Source organism: Falsiroseomonas sp. E2-1-a20 (assembly GCF_051433195.1).
Classification (GTDB): Bacteria; Pseudomonadota; Alphaproteobacteria; order Acetobacterales; family Acetobacteraceae; genus Falsiroseomonas.
On record NZ_JBHMFT010000007.1, the window covers coordinates 33866 to 51286 of the forward strand.

Consider the following 17421-nt stretch of genomic DNA (forward strand, 5'->3'; position numbering starts at 1 on the left):
GAGAGGCATGGATCAGGGCAAGACGCTGCGGCGCGGCTGGACCACCGGCGCCTGTGCCACGGCGGCGGCCAAGGCCGCCTACGCCGCGCTGCGGCATGGCGCCTTCCCCGACCCGGTGACGATCCGCCTGCCGGGCGGCGAGACCCCCGCCTTCGCCCTGGCCCGCGCCGAGCTTGTCGCGGATGGCGCGCTGGCCGCCGTGGTGAAGGATGCCGGCGACGATCCCGACGTGACGCATGGCGCACTGATCCTGGTGACGGTGCGGCACCTGCCGCCGGGGTCGGGTGTGGTATTCCGGGCCGGGCCCGGGGTCGGCCTGGTGACGCGCCCCGGCCTGCCCATCGCGCCCGGCGAGCCCGCCATCAACCCCGGCCCGCGCGCCATGATCCGCGCCGCGATGGCGGAGGTGGCACCCGACACCGATGCGGAGGTCGAGATATCCATCGAGGATGGCGAGAAGCTGGCGGAGCGCACGCTGAACGGCCGGCTCGGCATCGTCGGCGGGCTGTCGGTGCTGGGCACGACGGGCATCGTCATCCCCTATTCCTGCGCCGCCTGGATCGATTCCCTCCATCGTGGCGTGGATGTGGCGCGCGCCATGGGCATCGGCCATGTGGCCGGCAGCACCGGCACCGCCTCCGAGGCTGCGGTGCAGGCGCTGCACGGGCTGCCCGATGTGGCGCTGATCGAGATGGGCGATTTCGTCGGTGGGTTGCTCAAGCACCTGCGCCGCAACCCGGTACCGCGCGTCACCATCGCCGGCGGCGTCGCCAAGATGACCAAGCTGGCGCAGGGCCGGCTCGATCTGCATTCGAAGCGCGGCGAGGCCGACTTGTCCGAGTTGGGCGCGCTGCTGCCTGATGCGGCGCTGGCCGCGCGGGTCGTCGCCGCCAATACCGTGGCGGAGGCCTTCGCCATCGCCGAGGCCGCCGGCCATCCGCTGGGCGATGCCATCGCGGCCCGCGCCTGGGCCGTGGCGGCGGAGGCGCTGGCGCCCGCGCCCAGCGAGTTGGAAATCACCGTCTTCGACCGCAGCGGCCGGCTGGTGGGCCGCGCGGATTTTGCGCCGTTGCCTCACAGCCCCTCCCTCCCCCGGAACCGCCGCTGATAGTCGGGCGCGTAGAGGGCGCTTTCGCGAAACCCCTCCGGCGCCAGGGCCGGGCCGACCAGGATCAGCGCCGTTCGCTCCACCCCCGCCGCCGCCACCACCGGCGCGATATCGGCCAGCGTGCCGCGGAACACCTGCTCATCCGGCCAGCTGGCCCGCACCACCACGGCGGCGGGGCAGGCCGCGCCGTAGAAGGGCGTCAGTTCCTCCACGATCCGCGCCAGCTGCGGCACGGCGAGGTGGATGGCGAGCGTGGCCCCCGTGGCGGCGAAGGCGGAAAGCGTCTCCCCGCCCGGCATGGGGGAGGCGCGGCCGGGCATCCGCGTCAGCACCACGGATTGCGCCAGCGCCGGCACCGTCAGCTCCCGCCCCAACAGGGCCGCCGCGGCGGCGAAGGCCGGCACGCCGGGGGTCAGTGTCACGGGAATGCCGCGCGCCTCCAGCCGGCGCGTCTGCTCGGCGATGGCGGAGTAGATGGAAAGATCGCCGGAATGCAGCCGCGCCACGTCCTGCCCGGCTGCGTGGGCGGCGACGCATTCGGCCTCGATCTCATCCAGGCTCATCGGCGCCGTGTCCACCAGCCGTGCGCCGGGCGGGCAATGGACCAGCATCTCGCGCGGGATGATGGAGCCGGCGAACAGGCAGACCGGGCAGCGCGCCAGGATGTCCCGCCCGCGCAGCGTCAGCAGGTCCGCCGCCCCCGGCCCGGCGCCGATGAAATGCACGGTCATGGGGTGGTCTCCGCCAGGGCACAGGTGGCGGCGCGGGCCACCGCAACGCGCGGGCCGAGCAGCCGCGCGCCCGGCCCGGCGGAGGCCAGCGCCGCCGCCTCGGCCAGTGACGGCACGCCCGCCTCCGCCAGCACCCGCGCGGAATGGCTGAGGCAGCCCGGCGCGGCCGCCAGCAGGTCCGGCTGCGGCACGGCATCGAGCGGCAGCCCCAGCGCCGCCGCCGCCGCGCGCAGGCCGGGTTCTTCCGCCTTGGCGGCGCTGGTGGCGAGCCGTGCCAAATCTGCCGGCTGCCGCCCGGCCCCGTGCAGCGCCCGCGCGATGGCCGCCGCCACATCCTCGGCCCGCGCCCCGCGCCGGCAGCCCAGCCCCGCGACCATCATGGCTTGTGCCAGACCCATTGGGTGACCGGCATGGCCGGGCGCCAGCCTGTCATGCCGCCCACGGCGACGGCGCGGGTGATGCCGATGCGCAGCAGATCGCCACCCAGCGCCGCGTGGCGGGCCAGCAGCAGCGCCTCGGTCTCCAGCGTCACGGCATTCGCCACGAAGACGCCGCCGGGCTTCAGCGCCGCCAGCGCCGCCTCGAACACGCCTGGATCATTGGCGCCGCCGCCGAGGAACAGCGCATCCGGCGGCGGCAGCCCGGCGAAGGCGGCTGGCGCCTCGCCCCGCACCAGGCGCAGGCCGGGCACGCCGAGCGCACGCGCATTGGCCTCGGCACGCGCCGCGCGGTCCGCCCGTACCTCGATGCCGATGGCGCGGCAGGCGGGGTGCGCCAACATCCACTCGATGCCGATGGACCCGGCGCCGGCGCCGACATCCCACAGCAGCGCGCCCGGGAAGGGTTGCAGCGCGGAGAGGGTGATGGCGCGGACCTCGCGCTTCGTCAGCTGCCCGTCATGCTGGAACAGGTCGTCCGGCAGGCCGGGCGCGCGCGGCAGGATGCGCGCTAGCGGCCCCGGGGCGATCTCAACGGCCAGGGTATTCAGCGGGTTGATATCGACCAGGTCGAAGCCCGCCGCCGTGGCGTGGCGCCTGCGTTCCTCCGCCCCGCCCAGCGCCTCCAGCACCGTCATCCGGCTGCCTGGAAAACCCTCCGTCGCCAGCAGGGCCGCGATGGCGGCGGGCTGCGCCGCGTCGCTGGTCAGCAGGATCAGCCTGGCGCCGGGATGCAGATGCGGGCGCAGCAGCGCCACGTCGCGGGCATGCAGCGACAGCGCCGCGACCTCCGCCAGCGGCCAGCCCATCCGCGCGGCGGCCAGGCTGGCGGCGGAGGGCTGCGGGAAGACCCGCGCCTCGCCGGCCGGAATCTCCCGCAGCAGCGTGGCGCCGACGCCGTGCCACATCGGATCGCCGGAGGCGAGCACGGCCACGGCCTGCCCGCGCCGCGCCAGCACCGGCGCCACGCTGAAGGGCGAAGGCCAGGGCTGCGCCGCGCCAGTCATGCCCGCCGCCGCCAGCCGCAGATGCCGCGCGCCGCCGAACACGACCTCGGCCCGGGCCAGCGCTTCCCGCGCGGCCTCGCCCAGCCCCGCCATCCCGTCCTCGCCGATGCCGATGATGGACAACCAGGGCGCGCCGCGCGAAGCCTCAGCCATGCGACAACATCTCCTGATCCTGGGCGGCACGACCGAGGCCCGCGCCCTGGCCGAACGCCTGGCGATGCGCGCCGACGTCACGGTGACGCTGTCGCTCGCCGGCCGCACCCTGAACCCGGCCGCCATGCCGGTGCCGGTGCGCGTGGGCGGCTTCGGCGGCGCGGCGGGGCTGGAGGCGTGGCTGCGCGACCATCGCATCGCCCTGCTGCTGGATGCGACGCATCCCTATGCCGCGCGCATCTCGGCCAATGCCGCGCTGGCTGCGCAGGCCGCCGGGGTGCCGCTGCTGGCGCTGCGCCGGCCGGCCTGGGTGCCGGAAGCCGGCGATGACTGGCGTCCGGTGGCCGATGTGGCCGCGGCCTGCGCGGCGCTCGGCCCTGCGCCGCGCCGGGTGTTCCTGGCGCTCGGCCGGCAGGAGGTGGCGGGCTTCGAGCCCGCACCGCAGCACCGCTACCTGATCCGCAGCGTCGACCCCATCATCCCGCCGCCGCCCATGCCGGACATCACCTGCCTGACCGCCCGCGGCCCCTTCACCCTGGCCGATGAGGAAGCCCTGCTCGACACGCACCGCATCGAGGCCATCGTCTGCAAGAACAGCGGCGGCAGCGCGAGCTTCGCCAAGCTGGTCGCCGCCCGCGCACGCTGCCTGCCGGTGTTCCTGCTGGCCCGCCCGGCGCTGCCGGAGGTGCCGCAGGTCGCCACGGTGGAAGCTGCCCTGTCCTGGCTCGATCATGCGCTGAGCCGTCGCGCGGTATAGGCCAGCGGCGCCTGCCCCGGCCTTGCCACGGTGCGGGTCTGCCGGGTGCCGATGATGACGCAGGTCGCCATGCTGGCGGGCTGCGCCGCTGCCTCCTCCAGCGTCACGATCACCACCTGCTCCGCCGCGCGCGCCACGGCATGACCGAAGATCACCGGCACCTCCGGCGGCAGATGCTTTGACAGGCAGGCGAAGGCGGCGCCGAGCTGCCAGGGCCGCGCCCGGCTGATCGGGTTGTACAGCGCGATGGCGAAGCCGGCACCCGCCGCCGCCGCCAGGCGCTGTTCCACCACCGGCCAGGGCTTCAGGTTATCCGACAGGGAAATGGCGCAGAAATCATGACCGAGCGGCGCGCCTGCCCGTGCGGCCAGTGCCAGCATGGCGGTGATGCCGGGATGCACGCCGAGTTCCACCGCGCGCCATTCCGGCCTGCCGTGGTCGATGGCTTCGCAGACCGCGGCGGCCATGGCGAAGACGCCGGGATCGCCGCCCGTCACCATGGCGACGCGCGCGCCGGCCGCGGCGGCATCCAGCGCGGCCGCGGCGCGGGCCATCTCCTCGCGGTTGTCGGTGGGGTGGCGCTGCTGGCCTTCGCGTTCGGGCACGCGGGCGAGGTAGGGGCCGTAGCCATACAGCGCCTCCGCCGCCGCCAGCGCCGCGGTGGCGGCGGGCGTGACCAGCGCCGCATCGCCGGGGCCGATGCCGACCACGTCCAGCCGGCCCGTCATTGCGCCCAGCCCGGCACGAGGATCAGCGAGAAGTAGGGCGCCGGCGAGGCATCGCGGTCCGCCAGCCGCAGCACGCGCTGTGCCGGGCTGCCGACACGCTCCGCATAGACCGCTTGTTCCAGACGCCCCGCACGCGCCAGCGCGGCGCGCACCCGCGGCAGGTTGCGGCCGAGCTTCATGATCACCGCGGCCTCCGTCCCCGCCAATCTTGCGGAGAGCGTGTCTTCGTCCAGCGTGCCCTGCAGCACGGTCAGCACATCATCGCCCTGCGCGATCGGCAGGCCGGCCAGCGCCCAGGCGCCGGACATGGCGGTGATGCCCGGCACCACCTCGGTCGGGAAACGGTGCGCGAGGCGGACATGCAGATGCATGTAGGAGCCGTAGAACAGCGCATCCCCCTCGCTCGCCACCGCCACGTCGCGACCGGCCTCCAGATGTGCCGCGATGGCGGCGGCGGCCTCGTCGTGGAAGGCATCGAGCGCGGCGCGATAGGCGGGGTCGGCGCGCGGGATCTCGGTGGTGACGGGATAGAGCAGCGGCAGCTCCACCACGCCCGGCCGCAGCCGGTCCGCGATGATGGCGCGCGCGTTGCTGGCCCGGCCCCGCTTGGCGAAATACGCCACGACCGGCACGGCATCGAGCAGCCGCGCCGCCTTCAGCGTCAGCAGTTCGGGATCGCCCGGGCCGAGGCCCAGCCCATAGAGTCGGCCGGTCACAGACCGGCCCTCGCCAGCGCATTGAGCGCCGCCGCCGCCATCGCGCTGCCGCCCATCCGGCCGCGCACCACGGCCCAGGGAATGCCGAGCGGGGCGGCCATCAGCGCCTCCTTCGATTCGGCCGCGCCGACGAAACCCACCGGCATGCCGATGATCGCCGCGGGGCGCGGGGCACCATCCGCCAGCATGTCCAGCAGGTGAAACAACGCGGTCGGCGCGTTGCCGATGACGACGACGCTGCCCGCCAGGTGCGGCGCCCACAGTGCCATGGCGGCGACCGAGCGCGTGTTGCCGATGCGCGCCGCCATCTCCGGCACGCTTGGGTCGCGCAGCGTGCAGATCACCTGGTTGTCGGCGGGCAGGCGGGCGCGGGTGACTCCGCGTGCCACCATCTCCGCATCGCACAGGATGGAAGCGCCGGATTGTAGCGCGGCGCGGCCGGCGGCGACGAAGCCGGGGGCGAAGGCGAAATGTGCCGCGGCCTCGACCAGCCCGCAGGCATGGATCATCCGCACCGCCACATCCTCCTCCTCCGCCGAGAAGCGCGCGAGATCCGCCTCGGCCCGGATGATGGCGAAGGAGCGGGCGTAGATCGCCGCCCCGTCGCGAATATACTCATGCATCGGCGGCAAACTCCCGCGCCAGCGCGGCGCGCGCATCCTGGGGGTGGAGGTGGTGCGCCACCGTGTCGCCCGCCCGCCCGCGCCGGATCAAGCCCAGCCCCTGCGGCGTGCCCACCAGGGTGAGGCGCGCCGGGCGCGGATGGGCGCAGCCCTTGGCACAGCCCGAGACATGCAGGAAGCCGCCGGGCGGCACATCCGGTGCCAGCGCGGCGGCCAGCGCGCGCGTATCCAGCAACGCCGATCCGCAGGCGGGCGCACCCGTGCAGGCGGCGACGCGTCGGCGCGGATCGTCCGGATCGGTGATCAGGCCGAGTGCTGCGGCCTGGCGGCGCAGCCCCGCCGGGTCCGGCACCCTGAGCGCCAGCAGCACGCGACCGGGCGCGCCACGCAGCGCGCGCGCGTTGCTGGCCTCGGCGAAGGCGATCAGCGTCGCGGCCTCCAACCGGCCGAAGGGCAGGCCGACGCCCAACGCAACGCCTTCGCGCAGCGCGTGGAGGCCGATGGCTTCGGGCGATGGGACAGGCGCGGGGGGCGGGGCGGGGCGCAGCCGTTGCGCCGCCGCGGCGCAGGCCTCGGCGGAAGGCGCGCGCGTCGCGTGACGCGCCATGTCGGCCAGCAGGTGCAGGGCGGCGGCGCAGGCGGCATCGGCGTTGCCGACACCCAGCCAATCCATGCCGCAACCCAGCAGCCAGCCATCCGGTTGGGCCACCAGCCGCAGATCCGCGGCCTCGCCTGCCAGGTTTAGCGCGCCGCCACCATCGACCAGCACCGTCGCCTTCGGCGGCAGGCCGGCCGGCGCGGCGGCGGCGAGGCGCGCGGCCAGAGGGTGCGGGTCCGCGGTTTCGTCGAGCGCCGCGCCGGCCAGCGGCGAGGTCATCACCAGCGCCCCGCGCGGCCACTCCGGCGGCACCAGGGACTCCGCGAGGTCCAGCGTTTCGGCGCTGAGGCCGCGCAACTGCACGCTGCCCCGCGCGGTGATGTCGAGCAGCCCGTTGCCGGCACGCTGCGCAGCGCGTGCCAGCGCCACCCAGGCGGCGGGCGGCAGGGTGGCGGGCGGCAGGCGGGCCAGCAGCCCGTCGCCGGTGTGCAGGGGCGCCTCAAGGCTCGGGCAGGCGCCGCGCCGCATCAGGCGGGCTCCATCAGCGCGGCCAGTTCGGCCTCGATGGCGTTGCCGCGCGGATGCCACAGCCCGCGCCGCAGCGCATCGCCGAGCCGCAGCGCGATGGCACGCGCGGCGGCCGGGTTCTCGCGCCGCAGGAAGTCGCGCACCGCCGCGTCCTGCACATAGGCGGCGTGGACGCGGTCGAGCAGCGCGCCATCCACCGCGCTGGTGGTTTCGGCGAAGGCCACCAGCCGGTCCACCGTCTCCGCCAGTTCGGAGGCGCCGCGCGGGCCGTGGCGCATCTGGCCGGCGAGGAAGCGCGGGTCCACCGCGCGGCCCATCACCAGGCGGCGCAGCGCGGCCTCCAGCGTGCGGGCGCGCGGCCGGGCCGGGTCCGTGGTGTCGAGCGTGATCAAGGTAGGCGAGCCGCCGAGTGCCGCCGCCGCCGCCGCGAAGCCGCCGAGATGCGCCACATCCGCGCCGCCCTGCAGCAGGTCCCGCCCCGGATCGTCGCCGGGGTGCAGCAGCGCATCCGCCGTGGCGATCCGCGCGCGGAAACCCGCATCCGGCGTCGAATCCCCGTTGGCGCCGCCATAGCGGTGGGAGGCGCCGGCGAGGTAGGCGCGGCCGAGTTCCTCCCGCGCCGTCCAGGTGCCGGTGGCCAGCGCAGCCTCCGGCCCCGCGCCGTAGGCACCGGGCGGCGCGCCGAAGATGCGGGCCAGGGATGCGCCGGCCAGGCGCGCCTCGGCCAGCGGGTTCTCCTCCGCCGTCTCGTCGCGCGCAGCCACGGCGCGCACGGCGGCATCCAGCAGGGCGATCTGCGCCGGGAACAGGTCGCGGAACAGGCCGGAGATGCGCCAGGTCACGTCCACCCGGGGGCGCCCGAGCACGGCGGGCGGCTGCACCTCCACCCCGGTGACGCGGCCCGTCGCGTTGTCCCAGATCGGGGTGCAGCCGAGCAGCGCGAGGCCCTGGGCGATTTCCTCGCCGCCGGTGCGCAGGGTGGCGCTGCCCCACAGATCCAGCACCAGGCGGCGCGGCGCCTCGCCCTGTTCCTGCGCATAGAGCCGCAGCGCCTCCGCTGCCGCGAGGCGGCCGAGCTCCATGGCGGTGGGCGTGGGCAGGCCGCGCGGGTCGGTGGCGGTCAGGTTGCGGCCGGTGGGCATCACGTCGCGGCGTCCACGGCTCGGCGCGCCGGCGGGGCCGGGCGGGACGTGCTTCGCATCGAGCGCGGCCAGCAGCCCGGCGCGTTCCGAAGCCGCGCAGGCGGTGCGTTCGGCATCGGCGCCGGGCGCGGCGCGGCCATAAACGTGCTGCCCGTCCTGGATGGCGAGTTCCTTCACGTCGCACATCCAGGCGTCCAGCGCGCGCAGCCGGTCATCCGGGTCGGCGGGCAAGGCGGGCAGCGTCGGCACCGCCTCGGCCGCCTGCTGGATGAGCTGCGCCAGGCGTTCGCGGCGGCGGCGGTCCATGCCGTCGGCGGCGGCGAATTCATCGAGCAGGCGGTCCAGGTCGTGCAGTTCCGGCGCCAGGCCCGGCGTGGTCAGCGGCGGCGGCAAATGGCCGAGCGTCACTGCCGCGATGCGCCGCTTGGCCTGTGCGGCCTCGCCGGGATTGCTGACCAGGAAGGGATAGACCACGGGCAGCGCGCCGAGCACGCGCTCGGGGAAGCACTCGGCGGTCAGCGCCACCGCCTTGCCCGGCAGCCATTCCAGCGTGCCATGCGCGCCCATATGGACCAGCGCGTGCACATCGCGCGCCTGGCGCAGCCACAGGCCGAAGGCGCGCAGCGCGTGGCGCGGCGGCAGGGCGGGGTCGTGGTAGGTGGCGCGGCGGTCGCTGGCGCGGCCGCGGTCCGGCGCCACGGCCAGCAGGATGTTCCCGGCCATGATGGCGCGGAAGCGGAAGGCGCCATCCACCACATCGACGTCGCCCGCGGGTTCGCCCCAGGCTGCATCTGCCGCGCCGCCAAGCGCCGCATAGTCGGCCACCGGCCAGGCGGCCTCGGGCGCGGCCAGCGCATCCAGCAGCGCACGCGGCGTGGCTGGCGCCTCGCCCGTGTCGTAGCCGGCCCCGCGCAGGTCGTGGAGCAGCGCCAGCACGCTGGCCGGCACATCCAGCCCCACCGCATAGCCGGTGCGCCCGCCCGCGCCGGGATAATCCGGCAGCAGCACCGCCAGCCGGCGTTCGGCGGGCGGCGTGGCGCGCAGGCGCAGCAGCGCCATCACCCGCGCGGCAAGCTGCGCGACGCGGTCCGGCTCGGCGCGGTTCACCTGGCGGGTGAAGCCCAGCTCGGCATGGCTGGGCGCTGCATCCTTGAAGCCGATGGCACCCCCCAGCACGCGGCCATCCAGCTCCGGCAGCACCACATGCATGGCGAGGTCCGACGCCCCCAACCCGCGCGCCCCGCCCGCCCAGGCGGTGCGGGAGGTGGTGGCGATGACGGCCTGCACCACGGGCACGCCGCAGGCGGCCAGCACGGGCTGCGCCTGACCCTCGGCGAAGGCGGTGCAGGCGATGACCAGGGCCGGGTCCAGCCGCGGCAGCTCGGCGCGCAGGAAGGCGACGGAGGCTGGCTCCTTCAGGCTGGCGACGAAGATCGGCACCGGCACCACGCCCTGGGCTGCCAGCGCCTCCGCCAGCGCGGTCACGGGCGCCGCATCCTCGGCCACGCGCATGGAGCGGTAGAAGATGATGGGCACCACCGGCCGCGTCTCATCCGGCGCGGGCGGCGCGCCCCAGAAGCCCGCAAGCGGCAGGGCCTCGGCCTCGGGCACCGCCAGCGTCGCGCCGCAGTGGCAGGCCATGCGCCGCAGCACGCCGCGCAGCTGCGCCACGCCGCCGGCGCGGAACCCGTCCAGCAGTGCCGCGCAATCCTCCGCCGGCAGGGTCGAAAGTGCGGGCAGGCGCGGGTCGGCGCGGTCCTCGCCCGGCAGCACCGCCAGCGCGATGCCGCGCTCGCGGCAGAAGGCCGAAAGCTGTTCCGCGCCGTAGCGCCACCAGTCCAGCCCGCCGAGCAGCCGCAGCACGATGATGCGCGCCCCCGCCGCCGTGCGGTCCAGCCACAGATCCACCGACATCGGATGGCGCAATTCGCGCAGCGGCACCAGGCGCAGCGCGGGCAGCACATCCCGCTCCGCCTCCCACGCCGCGGCGAGGCCCGCGAGGTCGCTGTCCGTGAAGCTGAGCACCGCCATCGGCGCCGGCGGCTGGCGGAGATCGACGGGCTCCGTCTGCTCGTCCAGCGTCGCGGTGGAGGTGTTCAGCAGATGCATGAGGTCAGGCGGCGACCGTCAGCGCATCGGCGACGGCGGCCGCATCGAAGCCATGCAGGCCGAGCACCACCAGGTGCCCTGCCCGCGCCTCGCCAGGCGCCCAGGGGCGGTCGAAGTGATGGCCGACGCGCTGCCCCACCGCCTGCACCAGCAGCCGCATCGGCTTGCCTTGCACAGCCGCGAAACCCTTGGCGCGCAGTACGCCCGGCACGGTGCAGGCGGCGGCGACGCGGCGGGCCAGCGCCGTCGCGTCCGTCACCTCCGGCAGCGGCAGGACCACGGAGTCGAAATCCTCGTGGTCGTGGTCCGCCTCATTGTCGTGATGCGTGCGGCGCGCCTCGATGTCCGATTCGGTGGCGAGGCCGAGGCCCAGCAGCAGGGCCGGCGCCACGCGCCCCTCCCGCGCCTCCAGCACGCCGATGGCGCGTGGCAAGGCGGCATCCAGCGCGGCGCGGGCGCGGGCCAGCGCGGCGGGGTCCAGCAGATCCGCCTTCGTCAGCACGATCAGGTCGGCGCAGGCCACCTGGTCCTCGAACACCTCCTCCACCGGATCGTCGTGATCCAGCGCCGGGTCGGCGGCGCGCTGCGCGGCGAGCGCCACCTCGTCATGCGCGACGCGGCCCTCGGCCAGCGCGGCGCCGTCCACCACCGCCACCACGGCATCTACCGTGACGCGGCCCTTGATGGCGGGCCAGAGGAAGGCCTGTACCAGCGGCTTCGGCAAGGCGAGGCCGGAGGTCTCGATCAGGATGTGATCGGGGCGCGGCTCGCGCGCCAGCAGCTTGTCCAGCGTTGGCACGAAGTCATCGGCCACGGTGCAGCAGATGCAGCCATTGGCGAGCTCCACGATATCCGCCTCCGCGCAGGCGGCGATGCCGCAGCCGCGCAGGATCTCGGCATCCATGCCGATATCGCCGAATTCATTGACGATGACGGCGAGCCGCCGGCCGCCGGGATTCTCCAGCAGATGCCGGATCAGCGTGGTCTTCCCGGCGCCGAGGAAGCCGGTGACGATGGTGCAGGGCACCTTTTGCAGGTTGGTGCTCATGGGGTGGCCTCCGGCGGCGTGAAATCGAAGGGGGGGATGCGGGCGACCATGTTGCGCTTCAGCACATCCGGCCGCCCCTGCCAGGGCATCAGGCCATCCACCGAGCCGCCGAGCAGCGCCGCGCCCTGTTGCAGCGCCTCCGGTGCGCTCTCGATGTCGAGCTGGCCGAAGACGTAGCTCCAGCCGCCCGGGCGGACGATGGCGGCGGCAGGGCCGCGCTTGCAGCTCGACAGGCACTTTACCGGTTGCACGCGGAAGGGGCCTGGGGTGGCGGTGGCGGCCTCGGCCAGGGCGGCGCCGGCCCGCGGCGCCTCGGGGGCATCGCCCTCCCGCTTGCAGGTGGTGCAGACGAAGATCACGACGTCGGGTGACACGCGCAGCCCCCTGCCCGGCGCGGCGCGCGGGCACATGGGGTGCATATGGCGCGCGCCAGCCGGCGCGCCCCTGCCAAATTGGCCCTGCCCCGAGGCACCCCGCCCGGCGCATCCTTGTGTTCGCGGGCAGGTCTCCTGGCTCACGGATCGCCGCTGGGCATCGTCTTCCCGGGCTGAAGCCCAGTGACGTGTGATGCCTGCTCACCGTTCACAGTTGCGGGGGCAGCTTCGGCCTGGGCCCAGGGGCCCCTCCGAATTCCCTTTTCATCCCCGTCTCCGGGGAACCTTCGAACCCGCGCATCAAGCGTCGCCGGGCGGGCCGTGTCAATCGCCGGCGGATCGGGCATGGTACGGCGGTGAAAACCCTGACCTTCATCCTGGGGGGCGCGCGGTCCGGCAAAAGCCGGCGCGCGGAGACGCTGGTGACGGCGCTGCCCCCGCCCTGGACCTACATCGCCACCGCCGAGGCCTTCGATGCCGAGATGGCGGCGCGAATCGCCGAGCACCGCGCCCGCCGCGCCGAGGGGTGGGAGACGCTGGACGCGCCGCGCGACCTGCCCGCCGCCCTGGCCCGGGCCCGCGCGCCGGTGCTGGTGGATTGCCTGACCCTGTGGCTGTCCAACCTGATGCTGGCTGAGGCCGACCTGCCGGCGGCGCAATCGGCGCTGGAGGCGGCGCTGCTGGCCCATCCCGGCCCGGTGGTGCTGGTCTCGAACGAGGTGGGCGGCGGCATCGTGCCCGCGACCGCGCTCGGCCGGCGTTTCCGGGACGCGCAGGGCGTGCTGAACCAGCGCATGGCGGCGCTGGCGGATCATGTGGAACTGGTGGTGGCGGGCCTGCCGCTGCGGCTGAAATGAGGGGCAGCGCCCATGGATGACGAAGCCGCGCGTCACCGCACGAAAATGGAAGCGCGCAAGGCGGTGCAGGATGCGGAAGTCGCCTCCAAGACCATTACGGAAAAAGGCCTGCTGATCGTCCACACCGGGCCAGGCAAGGGCAAGTCCACCGCCGGCTTCGGCCTGGCGCTGCGCATGCTGGGCACCGGCGGGCGCGTCGGCGTGGTGCAGTTCATCAAGGGCGCCTGGGAAACCGGCGAGCGCGCCGCCCTGGCCCAGTTCGGCGACCGCGTGCGCTGGCACACGATGGGCGAGGGCTTCACCTGGGAAACCCAGGACCGCGCCCGCGACGTGGCGGCCGCGACGCGGGCCTGGGAGATGGCGCGCGAGATGCTGGCCGACCCAGGCATCGACCTGCTGCTGCTGGACGAGCTGAACATCGCGCTGCGCTATGACTACCTGCCGCTGGAGGCCGTGCTGGCGGACCTCGCCGCACGCCGCCCGCTGCTGCATGTGGTCGTCACCGGCCGCAACGCGAAGCCGGCGTTGATCGAGGCGGCAGACCTGGTCACCGAGATGAGCGCGCAAAAACACCACTTCGCGGCGGGTGTGAAGGCGCAGAAGGGCATCGAGTTCTGATGAGCCTCGCCTTGATGTTCCAGGGCACCGGCTCGGATGTCGGCAAGTCACTGATCGTGGCGGGCCTGGCGCGCGCCTTCACGCGGCGCGGGCTGCGCGTGCGCCCCTTCAAGCCGCAGAACATGAGCAACAATGCCGCCGTCACCGCCGATGGCGGGGAGATCGGGCGGGCGCAGGCGTTGCAGGCACGCGCGGCCGGCATCGCGCCCTCGGTCCACATGAACCCGGTGCTGCTGAAGCCGCAGAGCCAGGTGGGCGCGCAGATCATCGTGCAGGGGCGCGTCGTGGGGCAGGCGCGCGCCGCCGAATACCAGCGCCTGAAGCCCGGCTTCATGGCCGCCGTGCTGGACAGTTTCGCCCGCATGCAGGCCGAGGCGGATATCGTGCTGGTGGAGGGCGCGGGCAGCGCGGCGGAGGTGAACCTGCGCGCCAACGACATCGCCAATATGGGCTTTGCGCGCGCGGCCGGCGTGCCTGTGGTGCTGATCGGGGATATCGACCGCGGCGGGGTCATCGCCTCGCTCGTGGGCACGCATGTCGTGCTGGATGCGGCGGATGCGGCGATGATCGGCGGCTTCATCGTCAACCGCTTCCGCGGCGACCCGGCGCTGTTCGCCGATGGCATGGCGCTGATCGCGGCGCGCACCGGCTGGGCGGCGCTCGGCCTGGTGCCCTTCCTGCCGGATGCCGCGAGGCTGCCGGCGGAGGATGCGCTGGCGCTGGACCATCCGCTCGCTCGCAAGCCCGGCGCGAAGCTGCGCGTCGCCGTGCCCATCCTGCCCGGCATCGCCAATTTCGACGATCTGGACCCGCTGGTGGCGGAGCCGGAGGTAGAGGTGGTGCGCGTGCGGCCCGGGGATGCGCTGCCGGGCGATGCGCAGCTGGTCATCCTGCCCGGCTCCAAATCCACCCTCTCCGACCTGCGCGCGCTGCGGGCGGCCGGGTTCGACGTGGATATCGCGGCGCATCTGCGGCGCGGCGGGCATGTGCTGGGCCTCTGCGGCGGCTACCAGATGCTGGGGCGGAGCGTCGCCGACCCGGATGGCGTGGAAGGCCCGCCCGGCACCCTGCCGGGCCTCGGGCTGCTGGAGGTGGACACCGTGCTGTCCGGCGACAAGCGCCTGGTGCCGGTGCACGGCCACAGCCACGATGGCGCTGCGTTTTCCGGGTATGAGATGCACATGGGACGCACCGTTGGCCCCGCCTGCGCGCACCCCTTCGCCGCGCTGGCGGAAGGCGGCGCGGAAGGCGCGGTCTCGGCCGATGGGCGGGTTACCGGCACCTACATCCATGGCCTGTTCGGCGCCACGGCGCAGCGCGCCGCCTGGCTCGCGCGCTTCGCCGCCGGCGCGCCGCGGCTGGACCATGAGGCGCAGGTGGAGGCGGCGCTGGATGCGCTGGCGGCGCATCTGGAGTCGCATCTGGACCTCGACGCGCTGCTCAGGCTTGCAGGGCGAGGAAGATCAGCACCAGCACCCCGATGAGCAGCGCATCCGCCGCGCGGTACAGCCGCAGCGCGGCGCGGATGTCGGCCGCGCTGGCATCGCGCCGCCCATCCCCCATCAGTGCGTCCTCCACCAGCACGCCGGCGTAGTGCCGCGGCCCGGCGAGGGCGAGGCCCAGCGCGCCGGCCATCGCCGCCTCCGGCCAGCCGGCATTGGGCGAGCGGTGGCGCCGCGCATCGCGCCGCAGCGCGCGCCAGGCCGCGCGCGCATCCATCCCCGGCAGCAGCGCCGCCGCCGCGACGACGGCCAGGCCCGAAAGCCGCGAGGCCGGCAGGTTCAGCACATCGTCGCAGCGCGCCGAGGCCCAGCCGAAGGCCTCGTGCCGCGGCGTGCGGTGGCCTATCATGCTGTCCGCCGTGTTGACCGCCTTGTAGATCGCGGCGCCGGGCAGCCCGGCGACCGCCATCCAGAAGGCGGGCGCCACCACGCCGTCCGAAAAATTCTCGGCCAGGCTCTCGATGGCGGCGCGCGCGACGCCGGCCTCGTCCAGCGACAGCGGATCGCGGCCGACGATGTGCGACACCGCCTCCCGCCCCGCCTCCAACCCACCCTGCTCCAGCGCCGTGGCCACGCGGGCCACGTGGTCGTGCAGGCTGCGCTGCGCGAGCAGGCTGCCGGCGAGCAGGGCCAGGACCAGCAGGCCGAGGGGCGCGGCCAGCAGCGACGCCTGCACCAGCGCCCCACCGCCGCCCGCGACGCCCACCAGCACCAGCAGCGCGGCAACCCCCGCCGCCCGGCGCGCGGCCGCACCCCGCTCGGCCCGGTTCCAGGCGCCGTCCATGGCGGAAATCAGCCGCCCGATCCAGATGACGGGATGGCCGATGTGGTCCACGAGTCGCTGCGGATAGCCGAACGCCGCCTCCAGCAGCAGCGCCAGCAGGGCGAGCGCGATCACGCCAGCGCCGCCGCCAGCCGCGCGAAGGCAGCGTCATCCGGCGGCAGGCCGATGCGCAGCCGGTCCGGCCAGTGGGCGAAGGCGCGGACCAGGATGCCGGCCCGGCCCAGGCGCTCGAAGGTGCCGGGTGGCGCCTGGATGAAGCGGAACAGCGGCGTGCCGCCCAGCACGACGAGCCCCGCCTGGCGCAGCACGCCATCCAGCCGCGCGGCGGCGGCGGCGAGATGGGCGCGCTGCGACGCCGCCCAAGCTTCATCGGCCAGGGCCGCCTGCCCCGCCAGCAGCGCCGGCCCCGACACCGCCCAGGGGCCAAGCAGCGCCTCGAGCCGCGCCGCGACGCCCTCCGGCGCCACGGCGAAGCCCAGCCGCAGCCCGGCCAGCCCGTGGAACTTCCCGAAGGACCGCAGCACCACCACCCCGCCGCCCGGGACCAGCGGCAATGCGCTGGGAAGATCGGGATCGGCATCCCCGAACGCCTCGTCCACCACCAGCAGGCCGCCATCGCCGCGCTGCCGCGCCGCGAGCGCCGCGAGCGTTTCCGCCGCAAGGACCTGCCCGGTCGGGTTGTCCGGGTTGACGACGGTGACGAGGCTGGCCGGCGTCAGCTCCGCCAGGGCGCCGACCTCCCGCGCCTCGTGCCCGGCCAGGGTGGCGGCGCGGGCGTGCTCGGCATAGGTCGGGCCGAGGATGCGCGCGATGCCGGGCGGGCGGAGTGCCGCGATCATCGGCAGCAGGATCTGCGTGCCCGGCGCCGCCACCACCCGCGCGCCCGCCGGAACGTCGTAACGCGCGGCGGCCAAACGGCAGAGCATGGCCTGGGCGGACGGCTCCGGCAGCCGGGCGAAGGCCTCTGGCGGAAGCGGCGGCATCGGATAGGCGCGCGGGGCGATGCCGGTCGAGAGATCGAGAAAGGGCTCGGGTGCCGCCGGGAAACGCCGCCGGGCGGCGAGCATGCTGCCGCCATGGGGCACAGCGTCGAGAGGAGCTTGGGGATCCATATGCGGCCTAGTTGCCACGTTTGTGCCAGACGGCAAGCGCCCACCCTGCACGTCGAGCGTGGTGACCAACACTTCGCCAGGTTTCACGACGTAGGGGTCGATTGGCCTCCTGCCTAATCTTAAACCAGTGTCCGCAACTACCCACAATTTCATATATTTGACAACAGCGGGCCTGTTGCCGGAATTGATAACTGCAACGTTAAAGCCTATAGCCGACTTCATGTTTGATCGAAGAATAATAGAGTGAATTCTTTCTCGGGCTGGATAAAGGTCTGCGGTGGGGCGGTGGATGAGCTTGGATTTACCGAAACACGGACATCGGGAATCGACCAATTCGCCCTGTAGAAATCAAAGGCTGATATGCCGAAAGCTGCGGCTGAGATCACCAGACTTAACCGGGACAACGCTCCGCCCACAGTTTCACCGATTCGTTTTCGTAAGCAGTGATTATCGCGCGTCGGACCCGCCGCCAACCCACATAGCAATCGC

At 74.2% G+C, this 17421-nt stretch carries 17 protein-coding genes and 1 riboswitch; of the genes, 5 read left to right on the forward strand and 12 right to left on the reverse strand.

Annotation, left to right across the window (positions count from 1 at the left end; all coding sequences use genetic code 11):
* Window positions 1-7: 7 nt before the first annotated feature.
* Window positions 8-1108 carry a cobalt-precorrin-5B (C(1))-methyltransferase gene (locus tag ACFHPP_RS10765; RefSeq protein WP_437163270.1) on the forward strand — a complete coding sequence of 367 codons (1101 nt, stop codon included), beginning with the start codon at window positions 8-10 and terminating at the stop codon, window positions 1106-1108.
* Here ACFHPP_RS10765 and cobM read toward each other — a convergent pair.
* Genes cobM through cbiE form a run of 3 tightly spaced genes read right to left on the reverse strand, consistent with a single transcriptional unit; the run spans window position 1075 to window position 3436 of the window.
* Entirely contained in the window at window positions 1075-1839 is a 765-nt protein-coding gene (gene cobM / locus ACFHPP_RS10770) for a precorrin-4 C(11)-methyltransferase (protein ID WP_437163271.1), read from the reverse strand. The two genes, ACFHPP_RS10765 and cobM, sit on opposite strands and share 34 nt — an antisense overlap.
* Window positions 1836-2219, reverse strand: coding sequence for a cobalamin biosynthesis protein (locus ACFHPP_RS10775; RefSeq protein WP_437163272.1), 384 nt, complete (start codon window positions 2217-2219; stop codon window positions 1836-1838). Before ACFHPP_RS10775 ends, cobM begins: the two co-directional genes overlap by 4 nt.
* The gene (cbiE, locus tag ACFHPP_RS10780; protein WP_437163273.1) at window positions 2216-3436 is read right to left on the reverse strand and encodes a precorrin-6y C5,15-methyltransferase (decarboxylating) subunit CbiE; all 1221 of its coding nucleotides are present in this window, start codon (window positions 3434-3436) and stop codon (window positions 2216-2218) included. Before cbiE ends, ACFHPP_RS10775 begins: the two co-directional genes overlap by 4 nt.
* Between cbiE and ACFHPP_RS10785 the strand changes: the two genes are divergently transcribed.
* The gene (locus ACFHPP_RS10785) at window positions 3435-4193 is read left to right on the forward strand and encodes a cobalt-precorrin-6A reductase (protein ID WP_437163274.1); all 759 of its coding nucleotides are present in this window, start codon (window positions 3435-3437) and stop codon (window positions 4191-4193) included. The two genes, cbiE and ACFHPP_RS10785, sit on opposite strands and share 2 nt — an antisense overlap.
* Here ACFHPP_RS10785 and ACFHPP_RS10790 read toward each other — a convergent pair.
* The 7 genes from ACFHPP_RS10790 to ACFHPP_RS10820 are packed head-to-tail and all read right to left on the reverse strand — an operon-like array spanning window position 4166 to window position 12059.
* Entirely contained in the window at window positions 4166-4921 is a 756-nt protein-coding gene (locus ACFHPP_RS10790) for a precorrin-3B C(17)-methyltransferase (protein ID WP_437163275.1), read from the reverse strand. The two genes, ACFHPP_RS10785 and ACFHPP_RS10790, sit on opposite strands and share 28 nt — an antisense overlap.
* Window positions 4918-5637, reverse strand: a complete 720-nt coding sequence (locus ACFHPP_RS10795; protein ID WP_437163276.1) for a precorrin-2 C(20)-methyltransferase — start codon at window positions 5635-5637, stop codon at window positions 4918-4920. Before ACFHPP_RS10795 ends, ACFHPP_RS10790 begins: the two co-directional genes overlap by 4 nt.
* Entirely contained in the window at window positions 5634-6260 is a 627-nt protein-coding gene (locus ACFHPP_RS10800; RefSeq protein ID WP_437163277.1) for a precorrin-8X methylmutase, read from the reverse strand. Before ACFHPP_RS10800 ends, ACFHPP_RS10795 begins: the two co-directional genes overlap by 4 nt.
* Window positions 6253-7386, reverse strand: a complete 1134-nt coding sequence (locus ACFHPP_RS10805) for a hypothetical protein (protein ID WP_437163278.1) — start codon at window positions 7384-7386, stop codon at window positions 6253-6255. The genes ACFHPP_RS10800 and ACFHPP_RS10805 overlap by 8 nt, the downstream gene beginning before the upstream one ends.
* The gene (gene cobN, locus ACFHPP_RS10810; protein ID WP_437163279.1) at window positions 7386-10637 is read right to left on the reverse strand and encodes a cobaltochelatase subunit CobN; all 3252 of its coding nucleotides are present in this window, start codon (window positions 10635-10637) and stop codon (window positions 7386-7388) included. The genes ACFHPP_RS10805 and cobN overlap by 1 nt, the downstream gene beginning before the upstream one ends.
* A gap of 4 nt (window positions 10638-10641) precedes the next feature.
* Window positions 10642-11685 (reverse strand): cobalamin biosynthesis protein CobW, encoded by a 1044-nt coding sequence (cobW, locus tag ACFHPP_RS10815; protein WP_437163280.1) that lies wholly within the window; start codon window positions 11683-11685, stop codon window positions 10642-10644.
* Entirely contained in the window at window positions 11682-12059 is a 378-nt protein-coding gene (locus tag ACFHPP_RS10820; protein ID WP_437163281.1) for a DUF1636 family protein, read from the reverse strand. Before ACFHPP_RS10820 ends, cobW begins: the two co-directional genes overlap by 4 nt.
* 108 nt (window positions 12060-12167) lie before the next feature.
* Window positions 12168-12363, reverse strand: a riboswitch (cobalamin riboswitch).
* Between the two features lie 52 nt (window positions 12364-12415).
* Here ACFHPP_RS10820 and cobU point away from each other — a divergent pair.
* Genes cobU through ACFHPP_RS10835 form a run of 3 tightly spaced genes read left to right on the forward strand, consistent with a single transcriptional unit; the run spans window position 12416 to window position 15018 of the window.
* Entirely contained in the window at window positions 12416-12916 is a 501-nt protein-coding gene (gene cobU, locus ACFHPP_RS10825; protein ID WP_437163282.1) for a bifunctional adenosylcobinamide kinase/adenosylcobinamide-phosphate guanylyltransferase, read from the forward strand.
* 12 nt (window positions 12917-12928) lie between these two features.
* Window positions 12929-13534, forward strand: coding sequence for a cob(I)yrinic acid a,c-diamide adenosyltransferase (gene cobO, locus ACFHPP_RS10830; protein WP_437163283.1), 606 nt, complete (start codon window positions 12929-12931; stop codon window positions 13532-13534).
* A complete protein-coding gene (locus ACFHPP_RS10835) occupies window positions 13534-15018 on the forward strand; it encodes a cobyric acid synthase (protein WP_437163284.1) in 1485 nt (494 codons plus the stop codon). The genes cobO and ACFHPP_RS10835 overlap by 1 nt, the downstream gene beginning before the upstream one ends.
* Here ACFHPP_RS10835 and cbiB read toward each other — a convergent pair.
* Complete coding sequence (gene cbiB / locus ACFHPP_RS10840; RefSeq protein ID WP_437163285.1) at window positions 14975-15934, reverse strand: adenosylcobinamide-phosphate synthase CbiB; 960 nt, start codon at window positions 15932-15934, stop codon at window positions 14975-14977. The genes ACFHPP_RS10835 and cbiB overlap by 44 nt on opposite strands.
* Window positions 15931-16887: a threonine-phosphate decarboxylase CobD gene (gene cobD / locus ACFHPP_RS10845; protein WP_437163286.1), complete on the reverse strand. Its 957-nt coding sequence runs from the start codon at window positions 16885-16887 to the stop codon at window positions 15931-15933. Before cobD ends, cbiB begins: the two co-directional genes overlap by 4 nt.
* Between the last annotated feature and the right edge of the window lie 534 nt (window positions 16888-17421).